This is a genomic window from Yokenella regensburgei (genome assembly GCF_051486985.1).
Classification (GTDB): domain Bacteria; phylum Pseudomonadota; class Gammaproteobacteria; order Enterobacterales; family Enterobacteriaceae; genus CBFFRJ01.
This window is the reverse complement of record NZ_JAHVDV010000001.1, coordinates 321,877-339,277: the sequence shown is the minus strand read 5'-3', so window position 1 is coordinate 339,277 and position 17,401 is coordinate 321,877. Positions and strand designations below refer to the sequence as shown.

18 protein-coding genes are annotated in these 17,401 nt (G+C 53.1%); 12 read left to right on the top strand and 6 right to left on the bottom strand.

Annotation, left to right across the window (positions count from 1 at the left end; all coding sequences use genetic code 11):
• Positions 1 to 122: 122 nt before the first annotated feature.
• Both KXR87_RS01765 and KXR87_RS01760 read left to right on the top strand, forming a co-directional pair.
• Entirely contained in the window at positions 123 to 749 is a 627-nt protein-coding gene (locus tag KXR87_RS01765; RefSeq protein ID WP_437430542.1) for a hypothetical protein, read from the top strand.
• The gene (locus KXR87_RS01760; RefSeq protein ID WP_437430541.1) at positions 736 to 978 is read left to right on the top strand and encodes a DUF4060 family protein; all 243 of its coding nucleotides are present in this window, start codon (positions 736 to 738) and stop codon (positions 976 to 978) included. The genes KXR87_RS01765 and KXR87_RS01760 overlap by 14 nt, the downstream gene beginning before the upstream one ends.
• A gap of 221 nt (positions 979 to 1,199) precedes the next feature.
• Here KXR87_RS01760 and KXR87_RS01755 read toward each other — a convergent pair whose 3' ends face one another.
• Positions 1,200 to 2,417, bottom strand: a complete 1,218-nt coding sequence (locus KXR87_RS01755) for a tyrosine-type recombinase/integrase (protein WP_437430560.1) — start codon at positions 2,415 to 2,417, stop codon at positions 1,200 to 1,202.
• Positions 2,418 to 2,563: 146 nt separating this feature from the next.
• Between KXR87_RS01755 and sapC the strand changes: the two genes are divergently transcribed.
• The 7 genes from sapC to pdeR all read left to right on the top strand — a co-directional run bounded on the left by sapC (position 2,564) and on the right by pdeR (position 11,970).
• Positions 2,564 to 3,454: a putrescine export ABC transporter permease SapC gene (sapC, locus tag KXR87_RS01750; protein ID WP_437430540.1), complete on the top strand. Its 891-nt coding sequence runs from the start codon at positions 2,564 to 2,566 to the stop codon at positions 3,452 to 3,454.
• The gene (gene sapD, locus KXR87_RS01745; protein WP_437430539.1) at positions 3,454 to 4,446 is read left to right on the top strand and encodes a putrescine export ABC transporter ATP-binding protein SapD; all 993 of its coding nucleotides are present in this window, start codon (positions 3,454 to 3,456) and stop codon (positions 4,444 to 4,446) included. Before sapC ends, sapD begins: the two co-directional genes overlap by 1 nt.
• A gap of 1 nt (position 4,447) precedes the next feature.
• A complete protein-coding gene (gene sapF / locus KXR87_RS01740) occupies positions 4,448 to 5,254 on the top strand; it encodes a putrescine export ABC transporter ATP-binding protein SapF (protein WP_437430538.1) in 807 nt (268 codons plus the stop codon).
• A 124-nt stretch (positions 5,255 to 5,378) separates the two neighbouring features.
• Positions 5,379 to 6,167, top strand: coding sequence for an enoyl-ACP reductase FabI (gene fabI, locus KXR87_RS01735; RefSeq protein ID WP_437430537.1), 789 nt, complete (start codon positions 5,379 to 5,381; stop codon positions 6,165 to 6,167).
• A gap of 295 nt (positions 6,168 to 6,462) precedes the next feature.
• A complete protein-coding gene (locus KXR87_RS01730; protein WP_437430536.1) occupies positions 6,463 to 7,620 on the top strand; it encodes a CMD domain-containing protein in 1,158 nt (385 codons plus the stop codon).
• 127 nt (positions 7,621 to 7,747) lie between these two features.
• Entirely contained in the window at positions 7,748 to 9,682 is a 1,935-nt protein-coding gene (locus tag KXR87_RS01725) for an exoribonuclease II (protein WP_437430535.1), read from the top strand.
• A gap of 302 nt (positions 9,683 to 9,984) precedes the next feature.
• Complete coding sequence (gene pdeR / locus KXR87_RS01720) at positions 9,985 to 11,970, top strand: cyclic di-GMP phosphodiesterase (protein ID WP_437430534.1); 1,986 nt, start codon at positions 9,985 to 9,987, stop codon at positions 11,968 to 11,970.
• 1 nt (position 11,971) lies between these two features.
• On the opposite strand, the gene KXR87_RS01715 is transcribed toward pdeR, so the two are convergent.
• The gene (locus tag KXR87_RS01715) at positions 11,972 to 12,841 is read right to left on the bottom strand and encodes a crotonase/enoyl-CoA hydratase family protein (RefSeq protein ID WP_437430533.1); all 870 of its coding nucleotides are present in this window, start codon (positions 12,839 to 12,841) and stop codon (positions 11,972 to 11,974) included.
• 195 nt (positions 12,842 to 13,036) lie between these two features.
• On the opposite strand from KXR87_RS01715, the gene yciZ reads away from it, so the two are divergent.
• The 3 genes from yciZ (at position 13,037) to osmB (ending at position 14,545) form a co-directional block, all read left to right on the top strand.
• Positions 13,037 to 13,219, top strand: a complete 183-nt coding sequence (gene yciZ, locus KXR87_RS01710) for a protein YciZ/DeoL (protein WP_437430532.1) — start codon at positions 13,037 to 13,039, stop codon at positions 13,217 to 13,219.
• Between the two features lie 89 nt (positions 13,220 to 13,308).
• Positions 13,309 to 14,067 carry a DNA-binding transcriptional regulator YciT gene (yciT, locus tag KXR87_RS01705; protein ID WP_437430531.1) on the top strand — a complete coding sequence of 253 codons (759 nt, stop codon included), beginning with the start codon at positions 13,309 to 13,311 and terminating at the stop codon, positions 14,065 to 14,067.
• 259 nt (positions 14,068 to 14,326) lie between these two features.
• A complete protein-coding gene (gene osmB / locus KXR87_RS01700; RefSeq protein WP_437430559.1) occupies positions 14,327 to 14,545 on the top strand; it encodes an osmotically-inducible lipoprotein OsmB in 219 nt (72 codons plus the stop codon).
• 110 nt (positions 14,546 to 14,655) lie between these two features.
• Here the strand turns inward: osmB and yciH are convergent, their stop codons facing one another.
• From yciH to KXR87_RS01680, 4 genes are all read right to left on the bottom strand, one after another.
• The gene (gene yciH, locus KXR87_RS01695) at positions 14,656 to 14,982 is read right to left on the bottom strand and encodes a stress response translation initiation inhibitor YciH (protein WP_437430558.1); all 327 of its coding nucleotides are present in this window, start codon (positions 14,980 to 14,982) and stop codon (positions 14,656 to 14,658) included.
• Positions 14,982 to 15,719 (bottom strand): orotidine-5'-phosphate decarboxylase, encoded by a 738-nt coding sequence (gene pyrF / locus KXR87_RS01690; protein WP_437430530.1) that lies wholly within the window; start codon positions 15,717 to 15,719, stop codon positions 14,982 to 14,984. Before pyrF ends, yciH begins: the two co-directional genes overlap by 1 nt.
• 179 nt (positions 15,720 to 15,898) lie before the next feature.
• Entirely contained in the window at positions 15,899 to 17,068 is a 1,170-nt protein-coding gene (gene lapB, locus KXR87_RS01685; RefSeq protein WP_437430529.1) for a lipopolysaccharide assembly protein LapB, read from the bottom strand.
• A gap of 6 nt (positions 17,069 to 17,074) precedes the next feature.
• Positions 17,075 to 17,383, bottom strand: a complete 309-nt coding sequence (locus tag KXR87_RS01680) for a LapA family protein (RefSeq protein WP_437430528.1) — start codon at positions 17,381 to 17,383, stop codon at positions 17,075 to 17,077.
• Positions 17,384 to 17,401 lie beyond the last annotated feature (18 nt).

The following is a 17,401-nucleotide window of genomic DNA, read 5'->3' as shown; positions in this document are numbered from 1 at the left end:
CGGAACAACAACAAAGTGGTTGCCGAACTGACCGGGCGCAGCGTGGATGAGGTGGCCGAACGCCGTCTGCTGCGAAATATCGAAGCTAACTGCTGGGATAAATACGACCCGGAGCGTACAGCATGAAAGAGCGCGGAATGATTTTTAACTCAGAAATGGTGCGGGCCATTCTTGATGGGCGCAAAACGCAGACGCGCCGGATCATCAAACTTTCCCATGAGCATGGTATGAAAAACCCGGTAGTGCGCGGTAAAAACGGCGAGGCCAGCTATGAGGGTTGCCGCCTCGCGGCAATGCTTTGCACGTTCGGCCAGCCAGGGGACCGACTTTGGGTGCGCGAGACGTGGGCGCAAGCTGGCGCTGGCGCGCCGGAATTACAGCTTTATCGTGCGAACTACCCTGCACATGTGCCACCGCACTACGAGAACGCGCCGCCAGCTGAGGATGTGCGCTGGACTCCATCAATCCATATGCCGCGCTGGGCCAGCCGTATTCTGCTGGAGATTACCGACGTGCGCGTGGAACGACTGAACGATATCAGCCAGAGGGATGCAATTGCAGAGGGCGCGCCGCCGAGTCATCCGTCTATCGACGCGGTATCCCAGCAGTTTGGTTACCCCGATTTTTCCCGGTCATGGTTCGGCCAGACATGGCAGCACATCTATGGCGAAGAAAGCTGGCAGGCCAACCCGTGGGTATGGGTTATTGAGTTTAAGCGCATTGAAGGAGATGACCGTGCGGCTGATTAACCGTGGCAATCAACAATCTCCGCTGGCGCGCCAGGCATGCGACATCGCACTGGCCGCCCACCATCAAAGATACGGCGACTATGGACGCAGCAAGATGAAAGAGACGTATACGGTGAGGGTTGAAGGCGTGAAGGTTTGGGTGGAGGTGGTGAACCGCAGATGTAGCTATGTGGCTACAGCAATGACTCACGCTCGTAGATTGAGGAATCTTCCAGGGCAATGCAACTGAGAGGCTTGATATGAACAACGTAACGAACTCCACTGTTGAGATTTTAATAACCAGTGACGTCCTTTCAAGGTACAAAATCTCACGTAGCACGCTGTATTTCTGGAGCACGCCATCGCGGATGCCGGCCTCATTCTCTCAGCCATTCCCGCAGCCGAGAATAAATGGCAGCCCGAAGCGCTGGAGGCTGTCTGATCTACTGGAATGGGAGGAGAAAGTAGGTATCAAACCAGAGGCTGACCGATCAGCGTTTCAAGATGGCTCTGCCACACTGCAAGCCAGTGCCTCTGATCGTCCAAGTAATCATGCAGGTTGTACCGCGCCATAACCCCTGCCATATGATGACCGAGCAATTTCTCAACTACATGTGGAGGCGCGCCTAATTCAGACAGACGCGTCGCCACTGTTCTCCTCAGGTCGTGAAGTGACCACGGGGCCATCCCTGTTTTGGCTATAATCTGGGCTGAGAATAAAGCGACATTCGGTTGCATTGGCGGCCTGTCATCCTCCGGGCCGTTGTATCGTGACACTGTAACAATGTGTTTCGATACGGATGTTTCCTTTATAGATGCCATCATTTTAACTATGGCCTCCGGAAGGGCTCTCCTAACCGATTTACCCGTTTTGTAATCGCTCCCTGGTATAGTCCATGTTTTTTCGACGAAGTCGAACCATTCCCATTTAGCTGTCCTTATCTCAGTGCTCCTGCAACCAGTCAAGATAAGATACTTCATGATTAATTGCTGCCGCCCCTTCATCTCCGGAAGTACGCTCCAAACAGTTTTAATTTCTTCATCGCTCAGCCTGCGATCCTTAACTGCTGCAGAGAGACCTACATCTGAACGACGAAGGCTTTCTAAAGGATTTAGGTTAATGACCCCCCTGTTAGAGCAGAAACGGAATGCACGCTGCATCAATCCAAGCATTTGCCCTGTAACCACTCGCCTACCCATGTCGTCAAATAGACTAAGCCAGTGTGCCTTAGTGGTCTGGTCAACAATCATATTCCCGAGCACCGGCGCGATATGATTGTTGAAGTCCCGGCGGTTAACCTTGATCTTCACCAACCCCTCGGGGATACAGTAAAACTTCTCCCAGTAATCGAATGCTTCTTTAACTGAAAGCGCATCAATTTTTTTCTGCTTCTCAAGCACTGCCTGGCGCCGTGGATCAAATCCTTCAGTCAGCCACGCCCTGAACTGCTGACGGCGCTCCCTTGCGTGAGATAGCGATACGGTTGGATAATCGCCAATCGTCAGTTGAGCTGCTTTCCCTTCCCATCTGTAGCGGTAAAAGAATGTTATACTGCCGGTGACAGACAACCGGGCATTAAGGCCGTGAGCATCTGAAATGACTTCAATTTTGTCTCTTTTTTTGCCAAGAACTTTTCTAAGTTTTGTGTCGGTGAGCAATGTGTACACCCCGCAGGAATATATACACATTAGTGTACACAAAGCGGGTAAATTGAAAACCTTCACGATGATCCAGATTAAACGAATTTAAAGCATCAATAGGCAGCTGAGTTGCGGTACACCAGAGAAAAATGAATAGAAGTAAATCATGATTAATAAAGATAAAGCGGGTTCATATGCCCTACGATAATGTTTATAGCGAAAAACGCCCGCCGGGCGCCTTGCGTATGGTCTGGCGTAAATTTTATAGCGACACCCCCGCTATGGTTGGGCTGTATGGCTGCGCCGGGCTAATCCTGCTGTGCCTGTTCGGCAAGTGGTTTGCCCCTTACGGCATCGATCAGCAGTTTCTGGGCTATCAGTTGCTTCCGCCGTCATGGTCTCGTTACGGTGAGGTCTCTTTCTTCCTGGGTACGGATGATTTAGGCCGTGATGTTCTCAGTCGCCTGCTCAGCGGTGCGGCGCCAACGGTGGGCGGCGCTTTCCTCGTCACGCTCGCTGCGACCCTGTGCGGACTTCTCCTGGGCGTCATTGCGGGTGCGACGCACGGTCTGCGTTCTGCTGTGCTCAACCATATTCTCGATACCCTGCTGTCGATTCCGTCGCTCTTACTGGCCATCATTGTGGTCGCTTTTGCCGGTCCCCATCTTTCTCATGCCATGTTCGCCGTGTGGCTGGCTATCCTGCCGCGAATGGTGCGCTCGGTTTACAGCATGGTGCATGACGAACTGGAGAAGGAGTACGTCATTGCGGCTCGTCTCGACGGTGCTTCCACCTTAAATATTTTATGGTTTGCTGTGCTGCCCAATATGACGTCCGGACTGGTCACTGAAACGACCCGTTCGCTTTCCATTGCCATTCTGGACATTGCCGCACTTGGCTTCCTTGATCTTGGCGCACAGCTCCCCTCGCCGGAATGGGGCGCCATGCTGGGGGACGCCCTTGAACTTATTTATGTCGCCCCCTGGACGGTCATGCTCCCGGGTGCGGCCATCATGCTCAGCGTATTGCTTGTCAATCTGCTTGGCGATGGCATTCGCCGCGCCATTAATGCGGGGGTGGAATAATGCCGCTGCTCGATATACGTAATCTCACCATCGAAGTGAAAACCGGTGAACAGTGGGTTAAAGCTGTCGACAGAGTCAATCTGACCCTGGCCGAAGGGGAAATCCGCGGTCTTGTGGGTGAGTCTGGCTCCGGTAAAAGCCTGATTGCAAAGGCCATTTGTGGCGTCACTAAAGAGAACTGGCGCGTCACCGCCGACCGTATGCGTTTCGATGATATCGACCTGATGCGGCTGTCGCCTCGCGAACGGCGAAAATTGCTCGGCCATAACGTGTCGATGATTTTTCAGGAGCCGCAGTCCTGTCTCGATCCCTCCGAGCGGATCGGCAAACAGCTGATGCAAAACATCCCTGGCTGGACCTGGAAAGGGGGCTTTTTCCGTCGCTTTGGCTGGCGCAAGCGTCGCGCGATTGAGCTCCTACACCGCGTGGGTATTAAAGATCACAAAGATGCGATGCGCAGCTTCCCTTACGAGCTGACCGATGGCGAGTGTCAGAAAGTGATGATAGCCATTGCGCTCGCTAACCAGCCGCGACTACTGATTGCCGACGAACCGACCAATGCGATGGAGCCCACCACGCAAGCGCAGATTTTCCGTCTGCTGACGCGGCTTAATCAGAACAATAACACCACGATTCTGCTCATCAGCCATGATCTGCAGATGTTGAGCAACTGGGCTGACCGTATCAATGTGATGTACTGCGGTCAGACGGTAGAAACCGCACCGAGTGAAGAACTCATCTCAACGCCGCACCATCCTTATACGCAGGCATTGATCCGCGCTATCCCTGATTTTGGCAGTGCGATGCCACACAAAAGTCGACTCAACACGCTTCCAGGCGCCATTCCGCTGTTGGAGCATCTGCCAATTGGTTGTCGCCTGGGGCCCCGCTGCCCCTATGCGCAACGCAAATGTATTGAAAGGCCGCTACTGTCAGGTGCCAAAAACCATCTGTACGCCTGCCATTTCCCGCTGAATATGGAGAGAGAGTGAGATGGTGGAAACCCTGCTCGAAGTACGTAACCTGAGTAAGACCTTTCGCTATCGCACCGGCTGGTTTCGCCAGCAGACCGTGGAGGCGGTGAAGCCTCTGAGCTTTACGCTACGGGAAAAGCAGACGCTGGCGATTATTGGTGAGAATGGCTCAGGTAAGTCGACGCTGGCAAAAATGCTGGCCGGGATGACAGCACCCAGTACGGGGGAACTCCTGATTGACGACCATCCTCTGCGCTATGGTGATTACTCATTTCGTAGCCAGCGTATCAGAATGATTTTTCAGGACCCGTCGACATCGCTTAATCCGCGCCAGCGTATTTCGCAGATACTCGACTTTCCGCTCAGGCTTAACACCGACCTTGAGCCAGAGGCGCGACAGAAACGCATTTATGAAACGCTGCGCATGGTGGGGTTATTACCCGATCATGCCAGCTATTACCCTTATATGTTTGCCCCCGGTCAGAAGCAGCGTCTGGGACTGGCGCGTGCGCTTATCCTGCGCCCGAAGGTCATTATTGCCGATGAGGCGCTGGCCTCGCTGGATATGTCGATGCGCTCGCAGTTAATAAATCTGATGCTGGAATTACAGGAAAAACAGGGTATCGCTTATATTTATGTGACCCAGCACATCGGCATGATGAAACACATCAGCGATCAGGTTCTGGTGATGCATCAGGGCGAAGTTGTCGAGCGTGGCAGCACCGCCAGCGTGCTGGCATCACCGCTGCATGAGCTCACTAAGCGCTTAATTGCCGGCCATTTTGGCGAAGCATTGACCGCAGATGCCTGGCGACAGGATCGCTGAGGCCGCACGGCCTTTCAGTGGTCGGATTAACTCATTCGGCGACTCATGTTAGAATCGCCGCGTTTTAATAACGATCCACGTGTGAACGTTGATCGCATAACAGTAACTATAAGGATTAAAAGCTATGGGTTTTCTTACCGGTAAGCGCATTCTGGTAACGGGCGTTGCCAGCAAACTTTCCATCGCCTACGGTATCGCGCAAGCTATGCACCGCGAAGGCGCTGAGCTGGCGTTCACCTATCAGAACGACAAACTGAAAGGCCGTGTAGAAGAGTTTGCCGCTCAACTGGGTTCCAGCATCGTGCTGCCATGTGACGTTGCGGAAGATGACAGCATCGAAAACCTGTTCAGCGAACTGGTTAAAGTATGGCCGAAATTTGACGGTTTCGTTCATTCCATCGGTTTCGCCCCGGGTGACCAGCTGGACGGCGATTATGTGAATGCAGTTACTCGTGACGGCTTCAAAATTGCGCACGACATCAGCTCCTACAGCTTCGTCGCACTGGCAAAATCCTGCCGTGCCATGCTTAACCCGGGCTCTGCACTGCTGACCCTCTCTTACCTGGGTGCTGAGCGCGCTATCCCAAACTACAACGTGATGGGTCTGGCGAAAGCGTCGCTGGAAGCCAACGTGCGCTATATGGCTAACGCAATGGGCCCGGAAGGCATTCGCGTTAACGGCATCTCTGCAGGCCCTATCCGTACTCTGGCTGCCTCCGGCATTAAAGATTTCCGTAAAATGCTGGCCCACTGCGAAGCGGTTACTCCGATTCGCCGCACCGTCACCATCGAAGATGTGGGTAACTCCGCAGCCTTCCTGTGTTCCGACCTCTCCGCGGGTATCTCCGGTGAAGTCGTTCACGTTGACGGCGGTTTCAGCATTGCAGCAATGAACGAGCTGGAACTGAAATAATCCCTTTTGCCCCCCGGTTCCGGGGGGCATCTTTATACCCTAAATAGTTCAGGTTGCATCGCGGCGGCAAGCGCATGCATCCCCGGGAACATAGACAACTATGTGACCGGGGTAAATAAGCGCAGCCAACAATGAGGCAACTTGAAATATAACGGGTATATACCTTTCTGATATTTATTATCACCTAACAATCTTTCATCCCTCTCCCCGCTTACGCCAGGATAAAGCAGCGAAAACGATCCGGCGTTTCTTTGCCACGACGTGTCCGGATCGCCACTTCTGACAAGGAACGACCATGGAACAACGCCGTTTTTCCGGCAAAAGCCACTGGTATCATGAAACGCAGTCGAGCGCACGTCAGCATCAGTCGTTGCCCCTCGTGCCGGAAGCTGCACGGGTGGAAGACCATTTTCTGCTCGACCTTTCATTACCCACCCCATTGACCGGGGCGTGTAGTCGCTGGCTGACGCCAGCCCGACAACTCTATGGCTTTCTTTTCCCGCCGCGTGTTGCGGTTAGTCGCCTGCGCACGTTAAGCATTTACGACAGGTTGAGCACGGCCCTGACGGTCGCGCAGGTGTATGGCGTTCAGCGTCTGTGTAATCACTATGCAGCCCGGCTTGCGCCTCTTCCGGGGCCGGATCCTTCACGTGAAAGCAACCGTCGGCTTGCGCAGATCACCCAATATGCCCGTCAGCTCGCAGCTTCCCCGGAGGTCATCGACGCCCGCGCCCGTCAGCAGCTGGAAGAGGTGGGACTCACCGGGTATGACACCGTTCTGATGGCGCAAATCATTGGGTATATCGGATTTCAGGCACGCATCGTGGCGGGCGTGCAGGCGCTGACCGGCCTCCCCGTGCGACTCATCCCTGGCATGGAAATGCAGCAGGAGGCTGCCCCTGCGGCATTTACTGAACTGCGTACTCAATGGACAGCGGGCATAAAGGGCGTCGAAATGCGCATCGCCAGCGCCCGCCAGCTGGAATCGCTTGCTGCCTGGCAACCGCTACCAGCCTTTCGTCTGTTAGCACCCATTCTGGCTCATGAATACCCGTCGCTCGACGCGCTCGGTGAGATTTACAGCGATGTACACGGTGGGCTTATCGACGAGGAGACAGCGGCACTGATTGCCCTTTATTGCGCTCGCATAAATGGCAGCCTGCACTGCTTCACTGAAGTCTGGCAGCACTGGCGTGGTGCTGACGATCTGGCGGAGGCGATAAGACAGGGTGAACGGGTGCTAAAACGACTCGGGCAAACCCGCGCGCGTGAGATAGCTGTCGCGTCAGCGGTTCAGATCCTCACCTGCGCCCCGGACCGGTTTAGTGCCGCCCATTTTCGCACACTACAGGCTCAGGGATTTTGCGAGACATCCGCCCTCTCTCTGCTGGTCTGGTGCGCCTTATGCGGCTGGCTTAATCGCCTCAACATTGCGCTGGGCGATGCGGCATAATGTTTTAGCGCCACGCCGGGTTAAGTGCTCAGCCTGAGCAGGGAATTTTGCCCAAAGAGCGCTTGCTGCAACCCCCGGATTCGCGTAAAACTGTCAGCCGCTCTTTCAGCCACGAAAATAGAAAACTATGTTTCAGGATAACCCGCTGCTCGCGCAGCTAAAACAGCAACTTCATTCACAGACACCGCGTGCGGAAGGTGTCGTGAAAGCCACGGAAAAAGGCTTTGGTTTCCTCGAAGTCGATGCGCAAAAAAGCTATTTTATTCCACCGCCGCAGATGAAAAAAGTGATGCATGGCGATCGCATTATCGCCGTGATCCACACTGAAAAAGACCGTGAATCCGCTGAGCCGGAAGAGCTGGTTGAACCCTTCCTCTCCCGTTTTGTCGGCAGAGTTCAGCGTAAAGACGATCGTCTCTCGATTGTTCCCGATCATCCCCTGATTAAAGACGTCATCCCCTGCCGTGCCGATCGCCAGGTTACCCATGATTTTAAAGAGGGTGACTGGGCCGTTGCGGAAATGCGCCGCCATCCGCTGAAAGGCGATCGCACCTTTTATGCCGAACTGACGCAATACATCACCTTCGGTGACGATCATTTCGTCCCCTGGTGGGTGACACTGGCACGCCACAATCTTGAAAAAGAGGCACCGAACGGCGCGGCCACCACCATGCTGGATGAGGGCCTTGAGCGTGTTGATCTTACGGCGCAGACGTTTGTTACCATTGACAGCGCCAGCACAGAAGATATGGATGATGCGCTTTATGTCGAAGAGACCGCTGAAGGGAAACTTCAGCTGACTGTCGCCATCGCAGATCCTACTGCCTGGGTTGCAGAAGGTAGCGCAATCGACAAAAACGCGAAAATTCGTGCCTTCACCAATTACCTGCCGGGCTTCAATATCCCGATGCTGCCGCGCGAATTGTCAGATGATCTGTGCTCCCTGCGCGCCGATGAAGTCCGCCCGGTACTGGCCTGTCGGATGACCATCGACAGCGAAGGCAGTATTGAAGAGGAGATCACCTTCTTCGCAGCGACTATCACCTCTAAAGCCAAGCTGGTATATGACGAGGTCTCTGACTGGCTGGAAAAACGCGGATCATGGCAGCCGCAGAGCGATGCCATCGCGCAACAGATTCAGTTGCTGCACCGGGTATGCCTTGCGCGCGCGCAGTGGCGTCAAACCCACGCGCTGGTCTTTAAAGATCGCCCGGACTACCGCTTCATTCTGGGTGAAAAAGGCGAAGTACTTGATATCGTCGCGGAGCCACGCCGCATTGCCAACCGTATCGTTGAAGAGGCAATGATCGCTGCCAATATCTGCGCTGCCCGGGTTTTGCGCGACAAGCTTGGATTCGGTGTTTACAACGTTCACATGGGCTTCGACCCGGCCAGTAGCGAGCAACTCGCCGCCTTGTTAAAAACGCACGGCATGGACGTTGACCCCGAAGAAGTGCTGACACTGAACGGGTTTTGTAAGCTTCGTCGTGAGCTGGATGCGCAGCCTTCTGGTTTTCTCGACAGCCGCATCCGCCGCTTCCAGTCATTCGCTGAAATCAGCATCGAGCCGGGTCCGCACTTCGGTCTGGGTCTCGAAGCCTACGCGACCTGGACATCCCCGATTCGTAAATATGGCGACATGATCAACCATCGTTTGTTGAAGGCCATCATCAAAGGGGAATCTGTTGCGCGTCCGCAGGCTGACACGACGGTACAAATGGCTGAACGCCGCCGCCTTAACCGTATGGCTGAGCGTGACGTGGGCGACTGGCTCTATGCCCGCTACTTGCAGGATAAAGCAGGCACCGATGCGCGCTTTGCCGCTGAAATTATCGATGTCAGCCGCGGTGGTATGCGTGTGCGCCTCGTTGATAATGGCGCGGTCGCTTTTATTCCGGCCCCCTTTATTCATGCCGTTCGTGACGAACTGGTGTGCAGCCAGGAAACAGGCACCGTACAAATTAAAGGTGAAGCCGTTTATAAAGTGACAGAGGTTATTGATGTGACTATCGCTGAAGTGCGAATGGAAACACGCAGCATTATTGCCCGTCCGGCGGTCTGAATCCCCTGCTCTCATTCGCCCCCTGATGTCTGGGGGCGAAATGAATGGATGCGATCTCACAAGCATTTTTTCTTTATTTCCCCCACAACGGGTATAAACCCGCCACAATAAAATAACTGCGCACGTCCAGTGATTTGCTATGCAAATTTTACGCACCCGCTATATTTTTAAACAGAACTCGTTTTATTATTAGTTTGTAAGTAAAAACAATACGTTTTTCCCCTGGTTCCCCCTTTTGTACTGTTGGTTTATCCGTCCTCGAATGAGTATCCGTTGCGCTTTTTGGTGGGTTGGGAGATAGCATGAAAGATTTGCAGGAACAGAACTTGCTGTTTCGTTATCTGGGCTCAACCAGCCCTTTCTGGCGACTGAGCGCTGACAGCAATGCGCTGCACTTTGCCCCTGATGAGGATGCGGAGGTGAGCCAGGTCGTCACCCTGAGCGATGAACAGGCAGCCCAGCTTCGCCAGATGACGGTCATTACCTCCAGTCAGACGATGTATCTGTCGCTCTTTGGTGATGATCTCCCTGTACATCTCGTTGGCCGTAAAATTAATCAGCAGGAGTGGGCCGGCACAGCCTCTGCCTGGCATGATACCTCTTCCGTAGCACGCGATCTGGTGCAGGGCCTCTCTTTTGCCGAGCAGGTTGTTTCAGAAGCTAACTCGGTCATCGTCATTGTTGACCGGCATGGCAGTATTCAACGCTTTAATCGTCTGAGTGAAGAATATACGGGTTTAAAAGAGCACGAGGTGATTGGCCAGAATGTATTTAAGCTTTTTATGAACCAACAGGAGGCGGCGGCATCACGGCAAAATATTAGTGAATTTTTCCGCAATGGTTCCTCATACGAAGTTGAACGCTGGATTAAAACCCGCAAAGGACAACGTCTGTTTTTGTTTCGCAATAAATTTGTTCATAGCGGTAGCGGAAAAAATGAAATTTTTCTCATCTGTTCGGGTACGGATATTACTGAAGAACGCCGCGCTCAGGAGCGCCTGCGCGTTTTAGCTAATACCGATACCATTACCGGCCTGCCTAATCGCAATGCTATTCATGAATTAATCAGCAGCGCCATTGATAATCGCGGTGAAACGCAAATTGGTATCGTCTATCTGGACCTGGATAATTTTAAAAAGGTGAACGATGCCTACGGTCATATGTTTGGCGATCAGCTTTTACAGGCCGTCGCGCTCGCTATTTTAAGCTGTCTCGACGAGGGTCAGGTCCTGGCGAGACTCGGCGGCGACGAGTTTATCGTGATGGCGACAGACTCGTCGCAGAGCGCGCTCGAGGCCATGGCGTCGCGCATCATTACCCGTTTACGTCAGGCGTTCCGTATCGGGCTGATTGAGGTTTACACGGGATGCTCGCTGGGGATTGCCCTGGTTCCTCAGCATGGCAACGATCGGGAAAGCATCATTCGTAATGCTGACACGGCGATGTACATTGCAAAAGAGAATGGAAAGGGAAAATTTTGCGTATTCACCCCGGAGATGAATCAGCGCGTCTTTGAATACCTCTGGCTGGACACCAACCTGCGCAAAGCCCTCGATAAGGATCAGTTAGTGATCCATTATCAGCCCAAGGTGACCTGGCGCGGCGAAGTTCGCAGCCTGGAGGCGCTGGTTCGCTGGCAGTCACCGGAGCGCGGTCTGATCCCTCCTCTGGATTTTATCGCCTATGCCGAAGAGTCCGGGCTTATCGTCCCGCTCGGCCGCTGGGTGATGCTGGATGTAGTGCGGCAGGTCGCAAAGTGGCGTGATAAAGGCATCAACCTGCGCGTAGCGGTTAACGTTTCTGCCCGCCAGTTAGCCGACCAGACTATCTTCAGCGATCTGAAACAGGCCTTAAGCGATTTGAATTTTGAATATTGTCCGATAGATGTAGAACTCACGGAAAGCTGCCTGATTGAAAATGAAGAACTTGCACTGTCACTGATTCAGCAATTCAGTGAGCTCGGCTCACAGGTGCATCTCGATGATTTTGGCACCGGCTACTCCTCCCTGTCGCAACTGGCCCGCTTCCCGATTGACGCCATTAAACTGGATCAATCTTTTGTTAAGGATATACATAAACAATCTGTCTCCCAGTCGCTGGTGCGGGCTATCGTTGCGGTGGCTCAGGCGCTTAATTTACAGGTGATTGCGGAAGGGGTGGAAAGTGCAAAAGAAGACGCCTTTCTGACTAAGAACGGCGTCAATGAACGACAGGGTTTTTTATTTGCTAAACCCATGCCCGCTGCCGTTTTCGAGCGATGGTATAAACGTTATCTGTCGCGTAAATAGCTCAGCTGGCTTTACTCAGACTGGCGGCGGCATGTCGGTTTTGTAATAGAACCAGGCGTTCCATGTAGGCGATGTCCTTTGGTTCAAGGCAGAACGCGGCATCCACCCAGTCTTCAGTAATGTCCATCAGTTCGCTTCGTGGGAGCTGTATCACTCGCTGACGGGCGCGCAACATGGCGCGTATCCCGTTGAGTCTGGGTTGCAGCGTATCAATGAAGGTCCTGACAGACAGGTAACCCTGGCCGGGTTCAAACAGCTGGTCCACCAGCCCCTGCTGTTCAAACCACTCCGCCGTATGCGACTCGCCTTTGTAGATAAGCGCTTCGGCCAGTTTCATTCCCGAACGGCGCGCTACCAGTGAATAACCGCCCATACCCGGAAATAAATTGAAGGCTATCTCCGGGAAACCGAGCCGGGCATCGCGCTGCGCCAGCAGAAAATGGTGCGCCAGGGCGGCCTCAAACCCGCCACCGAGTGCACTCCCCTCAACCATAGCCAGTGAGATGGCACCCGTATCAAAGCCTCTTGAAGCCGCATGAACACAATCCACGCAGGCGCGCGCATAGGCCCGCAATGCTTCGCGCCGTCCATTACGGATACACTCCACAAAAAAACCCAAATCACCACCGGCATTATACATTCCGGGGACCAGAGACCCCGTCACCCAAAAATCAACCATGAAACCCGCCTGGCGAACGAGCCAGGACGCATTCATGATCTCTTCAATTAACACATGGTTAAAACAGGGTCGGGGCTGTGCTCGCAACATCATCCATACGGTGCGGCGCTCTTCTTCGTAATAGCAGGAAAGTTGCGTAAAACGATCGGTATCGGTAAAAAGTTTGCACGTAGCCTGGTTGATTACTGTCATAGACTTGATCCTCCGGAAATAAAAAGCGCGTTGTGCGCAGAGCAAGACTAATCCAGGGGCAATCAGGGCAGAATGTAAGTTAATGAATATATAATCTGTACTTATAATATTTTGAGATTTCGTTTTTCCGCTTCTCTTTTTACACTCTTTTCTGCATCATTCATTTTGTTACTTTTCAAATATAAAGGTGAAGTTATGGCTGACATCGACGTAAAGCAACTGACCAGTCGGATTGATATCGTGCTGGATATTCTTGTTGCCGGGGATCATCAATCCGCCATTCGTAACCTGGAGATCCTGAAAGCGGAATTGCAGCAGTGTGAAAACGCCGGTCAGGAAAACGCCAGCAGGTTGCGCGGAACCCCCTGGGAGGTGTAGCCATTTCTTTGTCGTTAACGCCTGTGTAAAGCTGCAAAGCGATACGATCTTCTTCCATCCTGATTCTACAAAAACTATAAGTAGTGCCTATGAATTCCCGACAACAACGTATTCTTCAGACGGTCATTGATAAAGGGCGAATGAGCGTAACAGAGTTGGCAAAAATGACCGGTGTGTCCGAAGTCACCATTCGCCAGGATCTGAATGCACTTGAAAAAGAGAGTTATTTGCGACGTACGCATGGCTATGCCGTTCCTCTGGACAGCGATGACGTCGAAACGCGAATGATGAATAACTACACGGTGAAGCGCCAGCTGGCTGATTTTGCCGCCTCACTGGTGAGCGAAGGCGAAACCGTATTTATTGAAAATGGCAGTTGTAATGCCTTACTTGCCCGCCGCCTGGGTGAGCAACGTGATGTCACCATCATTACGGTAAGCAGCTACATCGCCCATCTTTTAAAAGACTCCCAGTGCGACGTAATCCTGCTTGGCGGAATCTATCAAAAGAAAAGTGAAAGTATGGTCGGCCCGTTGACGCGTCAGTTTGTCCAGCAGGTGCACTTCAGTAAGGCGTTCATCGGGATTGATGGCTGGCAGGCGGATACGGGTTTCACGGGTCGCGATATGATGCGCACCGATGTTGTGAATGCCGTGCTGGAGAAAGGCTGTGAAGCCATTGTGCTGACCGACAGTTCTAAATTTGGCGTGGTGCACCCGTACACACTCGGTGCAGGCAAAGCATTTAACCGCGTCATCACGGATGAGCGACTTCCTGCCGAAGCGCATACACAATTGCAACAATCAGGACTGATCGTCAGTCTCGTTGAGTGCCCCATTTCTGCTTAAGTGAGAAGGCCCGCTATAGCGGGCTATCCCCTTCATATCTGAGATTATTCCGACGTTTCAATTAAGACTTTTTACCCTGCCGCTTCGCGGGTTCAAACGTAAAATTGTATGTAGCGAGATAACAGGAAGTGACTGTCACACCCGTGATTTTAGTAACACCTGCGCAACAAGGTTTTACGGAAAGTCTTACTGTCTGCCCATAATGGCTATACTTTAAGAGAACACTTTTCCGTGAATCACTCATTCAGGAGAAAGTATGATGATGTTATCAAGTAAAAAAGTCGCGACAGCTATGCTGGCCATTACCCTGGCAATGTCTCTGAGTGCGTGCGGGCACTGGTCTAAGCGTGATCGCAACACCGCCATCGGCGCTGGTGCTGGTGCGCTGGGTGGTGCTGTTTTAACTGACGGTAGTACGCTGGGCACCCTGGGCGGTGCAGCAGTAGGTGGTATCGTTGGTCACCAGGTGGGTAAATAATCCTTTTGAAGGATTTCCCTCTTTTTATGAACTTTGTTTCAAGACCTGAGCACTGACTGAAAAAGGGTAACGCTAATGCGTCACCCTTTTTTTATACCGCCGGGTTGGTGTTATCCCCCCGCAAGCTTAACCTTCATGCCTTTTGCTTCGAGCAACGTTTTCAGTAAGTCGCGCTTGTCGCCCTGGATCTCAATCACACCGTCTTTAACAGCCCCGCCGCAGCCGCACTTTTTCTTGAGCTCAGCGGCCAGCGCATTCAGGGCAGCGTCATCGGCATCAATGCCGGTTATCAGACAAACCCCTTTGCCTTTTCGACCGCTGGTCTGGCGCTGCAGACGGACAACGCCATCACCTTTTGGGCGTTCGGCCGGTTTTTTTTCTTCCGCAATTCGCCCGGATTCTGTTGAATAGACCAGACGACTGTTGTTGTCGTTCATCATGCATTCCTTAGCAGCGAGGCGTTGATGTCGCGTAATGTCTGCGCAGGGTCGGCGGACTGCGTCACCGGGCGACCAATGACCATAAAGTCAACGCCAGCCGCCTGCGCCTGTTCAGGCGTCATGATACGACGCTGATCGCCTGCCGCACTTCCTGCAGGTCGGATACCCGGCGTCACCAGCTTAAATGGCTGACCAAAGGCCTCTTTAAAGCGCACTGCTTCTTGCGCAGAACAGACTACCCCGTCAAGACCACACTGCTGAGTGAGCCCGGCAAGACGTTCAGCATGTTCAGCCGGTGTGGTTTTAATGCCTAAACCTTCCAGATCTACCGCTTCCATGCTGGTCAGGACCGTCACGGCAATCAGTAATGGCGCATCGTTTCCAAAGGAGACGAGCGCTTCTTTTGCCGCTGTCATCATCCGGGCACCGCCGGAAGCATGGACGTTGACCATCCACACACCAAGGTCAGCAGCAGCTTTCACCGCATGGGCCGTGGTATTAGGAATATCGTGGAACTTGAGATCAAGAAAGACATCGAAGCCGCGCTGCTGCAACTCGCGCACCATATCCGGCCCGAAGAGGGTGAACATCTCTTTACCGACTTTAAGCCGACAGTCACGAGGATCGATGCGGTCAACAAAAGCCAGGGCGTTATTACGGTTATCGTAATCAAGGGCAACCACAACCGGTGAGGTCGTTTTAGCGCGGGAAACAGATGAAGCTGTAGTCGTCATGGAGAGACCTTCTGAGATAAGGGCACCCGCTCAGGCGCAATGAATAAACGGCGAGCATTCTACCTGCGGGAGGGCGTAATTGACAGTGCATTACGCCCTGCCAGACCTTCTGCGCAGAGGAGCGGCCTTTAAGTCATCAGAGTGAAAAGTATGTTGTAACTAATCAGGCGTTTTTTTGCTTACTGACCATCTAAGCCGCGGATAGGTTTAACGGTGGACCACGCACGGCAGGAGGGGCAATGCCAGTACATGGTATAGGCGGTAAAACCACATTTATGACACCGGTAGCGCGGCTTACTGCGGATTTGTTCACCGACCATCTCACGCAGCACCATCAGGCTCTCTTTTGCGCGCCCTTCTTCTGCCTCGTTGAGGTGGTAGTCCATTAACTTATGGAAGACCCGCATCGTCGGATGACGCTGAAGCTGGCGCGTCACGTATCCCTGGGCCGAATCCGGGCCTTCACGTTGCTCCATAATTTCCGCCAGCATTAAATCTGCCGTTGCGCCGGTGTTCTCCTCGACGCAACGCTGAAGAAACGCAGCCCACTCATCATGCTTACCAAGTTGCTGGTAGCAGACCTGCAGCATTTCCAGAGTTTCGCTGACGAGCTCTTTATCCTGATCAATGACGCGAAGCAAGGACTCGACGGCTTTCGCGTACTCACCCTTTGCCATATGCACACGCCCCATCATGATCGAGACGCGAGGGCTGTCACGGTCTGCTGCCGCCCCCTTTTTCAGTAATGCCATGGCACGATCAAGTTCTTCATTACCTATCTGCTGCAGCGCCAGCTCGCAGTAGAAGTGGGCGATTTCGCCACGCTGTTTGTCTTTGCCCAGTTTGACCAGTCTTTCAGCGACATCAATCGCTTTCTGCCATTCGCTGGTCGCCTGATAGATTTGCAACAGCTGTTGCAAAGCGCCGATGCGAAAATCGGTCTCGTCGGTCAACTGGTTAAACATGTCTTCTGCGCGGTCATACATACCGGCGGCCATGTAATCGCGACCCAGCTGTTGTACGGCAAGAAGACGCTGATCGTAGGTGAGCGAGGCGCTCTCCATCAGGGTCTGGTGGATACGAATGGCTCGGTCAACTTCCCCACGGGAGCGAAAAAGATTACCCAGGGTCAGGTGGGCTTCAACTGTGCCGGTGTCCTCTTTAAGCATATCGAGGAACAGGTCGACGGCTTTATCCTGTTGGTTACTCAGCAGCAGGTTAACCCCGGCCACGTAATCACGTGAAAGCCGGTTAGCCTCATCCTGCTTTGTTTGTTGAGCATTTCTGCGCCCCATATACCAGCCATACGCCGCGGCAACCGGTAGCAGCAGAAATAACAACTCCAACATAGACGGTTATTCCTTCACCACGGCGGTACCGGAATGCGCCGGGACATCAGCCACCGGGGCAATTTTTTGCTCCAGTCGTTTAATTTTGCGTTCAGCACGCGCCAGAGAGACACGCACGCGCAACCAGAACAGACCACATATCAGCCAGCCTATGGCAAAGCCCGCAGCGAAAAGCACGGCCAGCAAGGTGGAGATCCGATATTCACCCTGAGCGAGCAGATAATTGAAGGTCACCAGCTGATCGTTTTGGGCACCCAGCGTGACAGAGACGACGAAGATCGCCAGGACCAGTAAGAAAATGAGTAAATATTTCACATTACTTCCCGTTATGTG

Excerpts from the sequence above, each read along its gene's own strand:
- KXR87_RS01725 (WP_437430535.1), top strand. The coding sequence starts at position 7,748 with ATGTTTCAGGATAACCCGCTGCTCGCGCAGCTAAAACAGCAACTTCAT.
- KXR87_RS01715 (WP_437430533.1), bottom strand. The coding sequence starts at position 12,841 with ATGACAGTAATCAACCAGGCTACGTGCAAACTTTTTACCGATACCGAT.
- osmB (WP_437430559.1), top strand. The coding sequence starts at position 14,327 with ATGATGTTATCAAGTAAAAAAGTCGCGACAGCTATGCTGGCCATTACC.
- yciH (WP_437430558.1), bottom strand. The coding sequence starts at position 14,982 with ATGAACGACAACAACAGTCGTCTGGTCTATTCAACAGAATCCGGGCGA.
- sapD (WP_437430539.1), top strand. The coding sequence starts at position 3,454 with ATGCCGCTGCTCGATATACGTAATCTCACCATCGAAGTGAAAACCGGT.
- yciZ (WP_437430532.1), top strand. The coding sequence starts at position 13,037 with ATGGCTGACATCGACGTAAAGCAACTGACCAGTCGGATTGATATCGTG.
- fabI (WP_437430537.1), top strand. The coding sequence starts at position 5,379 with ATGGGTTTTCTTACCGGTAAGCGCATTCTGGTAACGGGCGTTGCCAGC.
- KXR87_RS01730 (WP_437430536.1), top strand. The coding sequence starts at position 6,463 with ATGGAACAACGCCGTTTTTCCGGCAAAAGCCACTGGTATCATGAAACG.
- pyrF (WP_437430530.1), bottom strand. The coding sequence starts at position 15,719 with ATGACGACTACAGCTTCATCTGTTTCCCGCGCTAAAACGACCTCACCG.
- sapF (WP_437430538.1), top strand. The coding sequence starts at position 4,448 with ATGGTGGAAACCCTGCTCGAAGTACGTAACCTGAGTAAGACCTTTCGC.
- KXR87_RS01765 (WP_437430542.1), top strand. The coding sequence starts at position 123 with ATGAAAGAGCGCGGAATGATTTTTAACTCAGAAATGGTGCGGGCCATT.
- sapC (WP_437430540.1), top strand. The coding sequence starts at position 2,564 with ATGCCCTACGATAATGTTTATAGCGAAAAACGCCCGCCGGGCGCCTTG.
- yciT (WP_437430531.1), top strand. The coding sequence starts at position 13,309 with ATGAATTCCCGACAACAACGTATTCTTCAGACGGTCATTGATAAAGGG.
- pdeR (WP_437430534.1), top strand. The coding sequence starts at position 9,985 with ATGAAAGATTTGCAGGAACAGAACTTGCTGTTTCGTTATCTGGGCTCA.
- KXR87_RS01755 (WP_437430560.1), bottom strand. The coding sequence starts at position 2,417 with ATGTGTATATATTCCTGCGGGGTGTACACATTGCTCACCGACACAAAA.
- lapB (WP_437430529.1), bottom strand. The coding sequence starts at position 17,068 with ATGTTGGAGTTGTTATTTCTGCTGCTACCGGTTGCCGCGGCGTATGGC.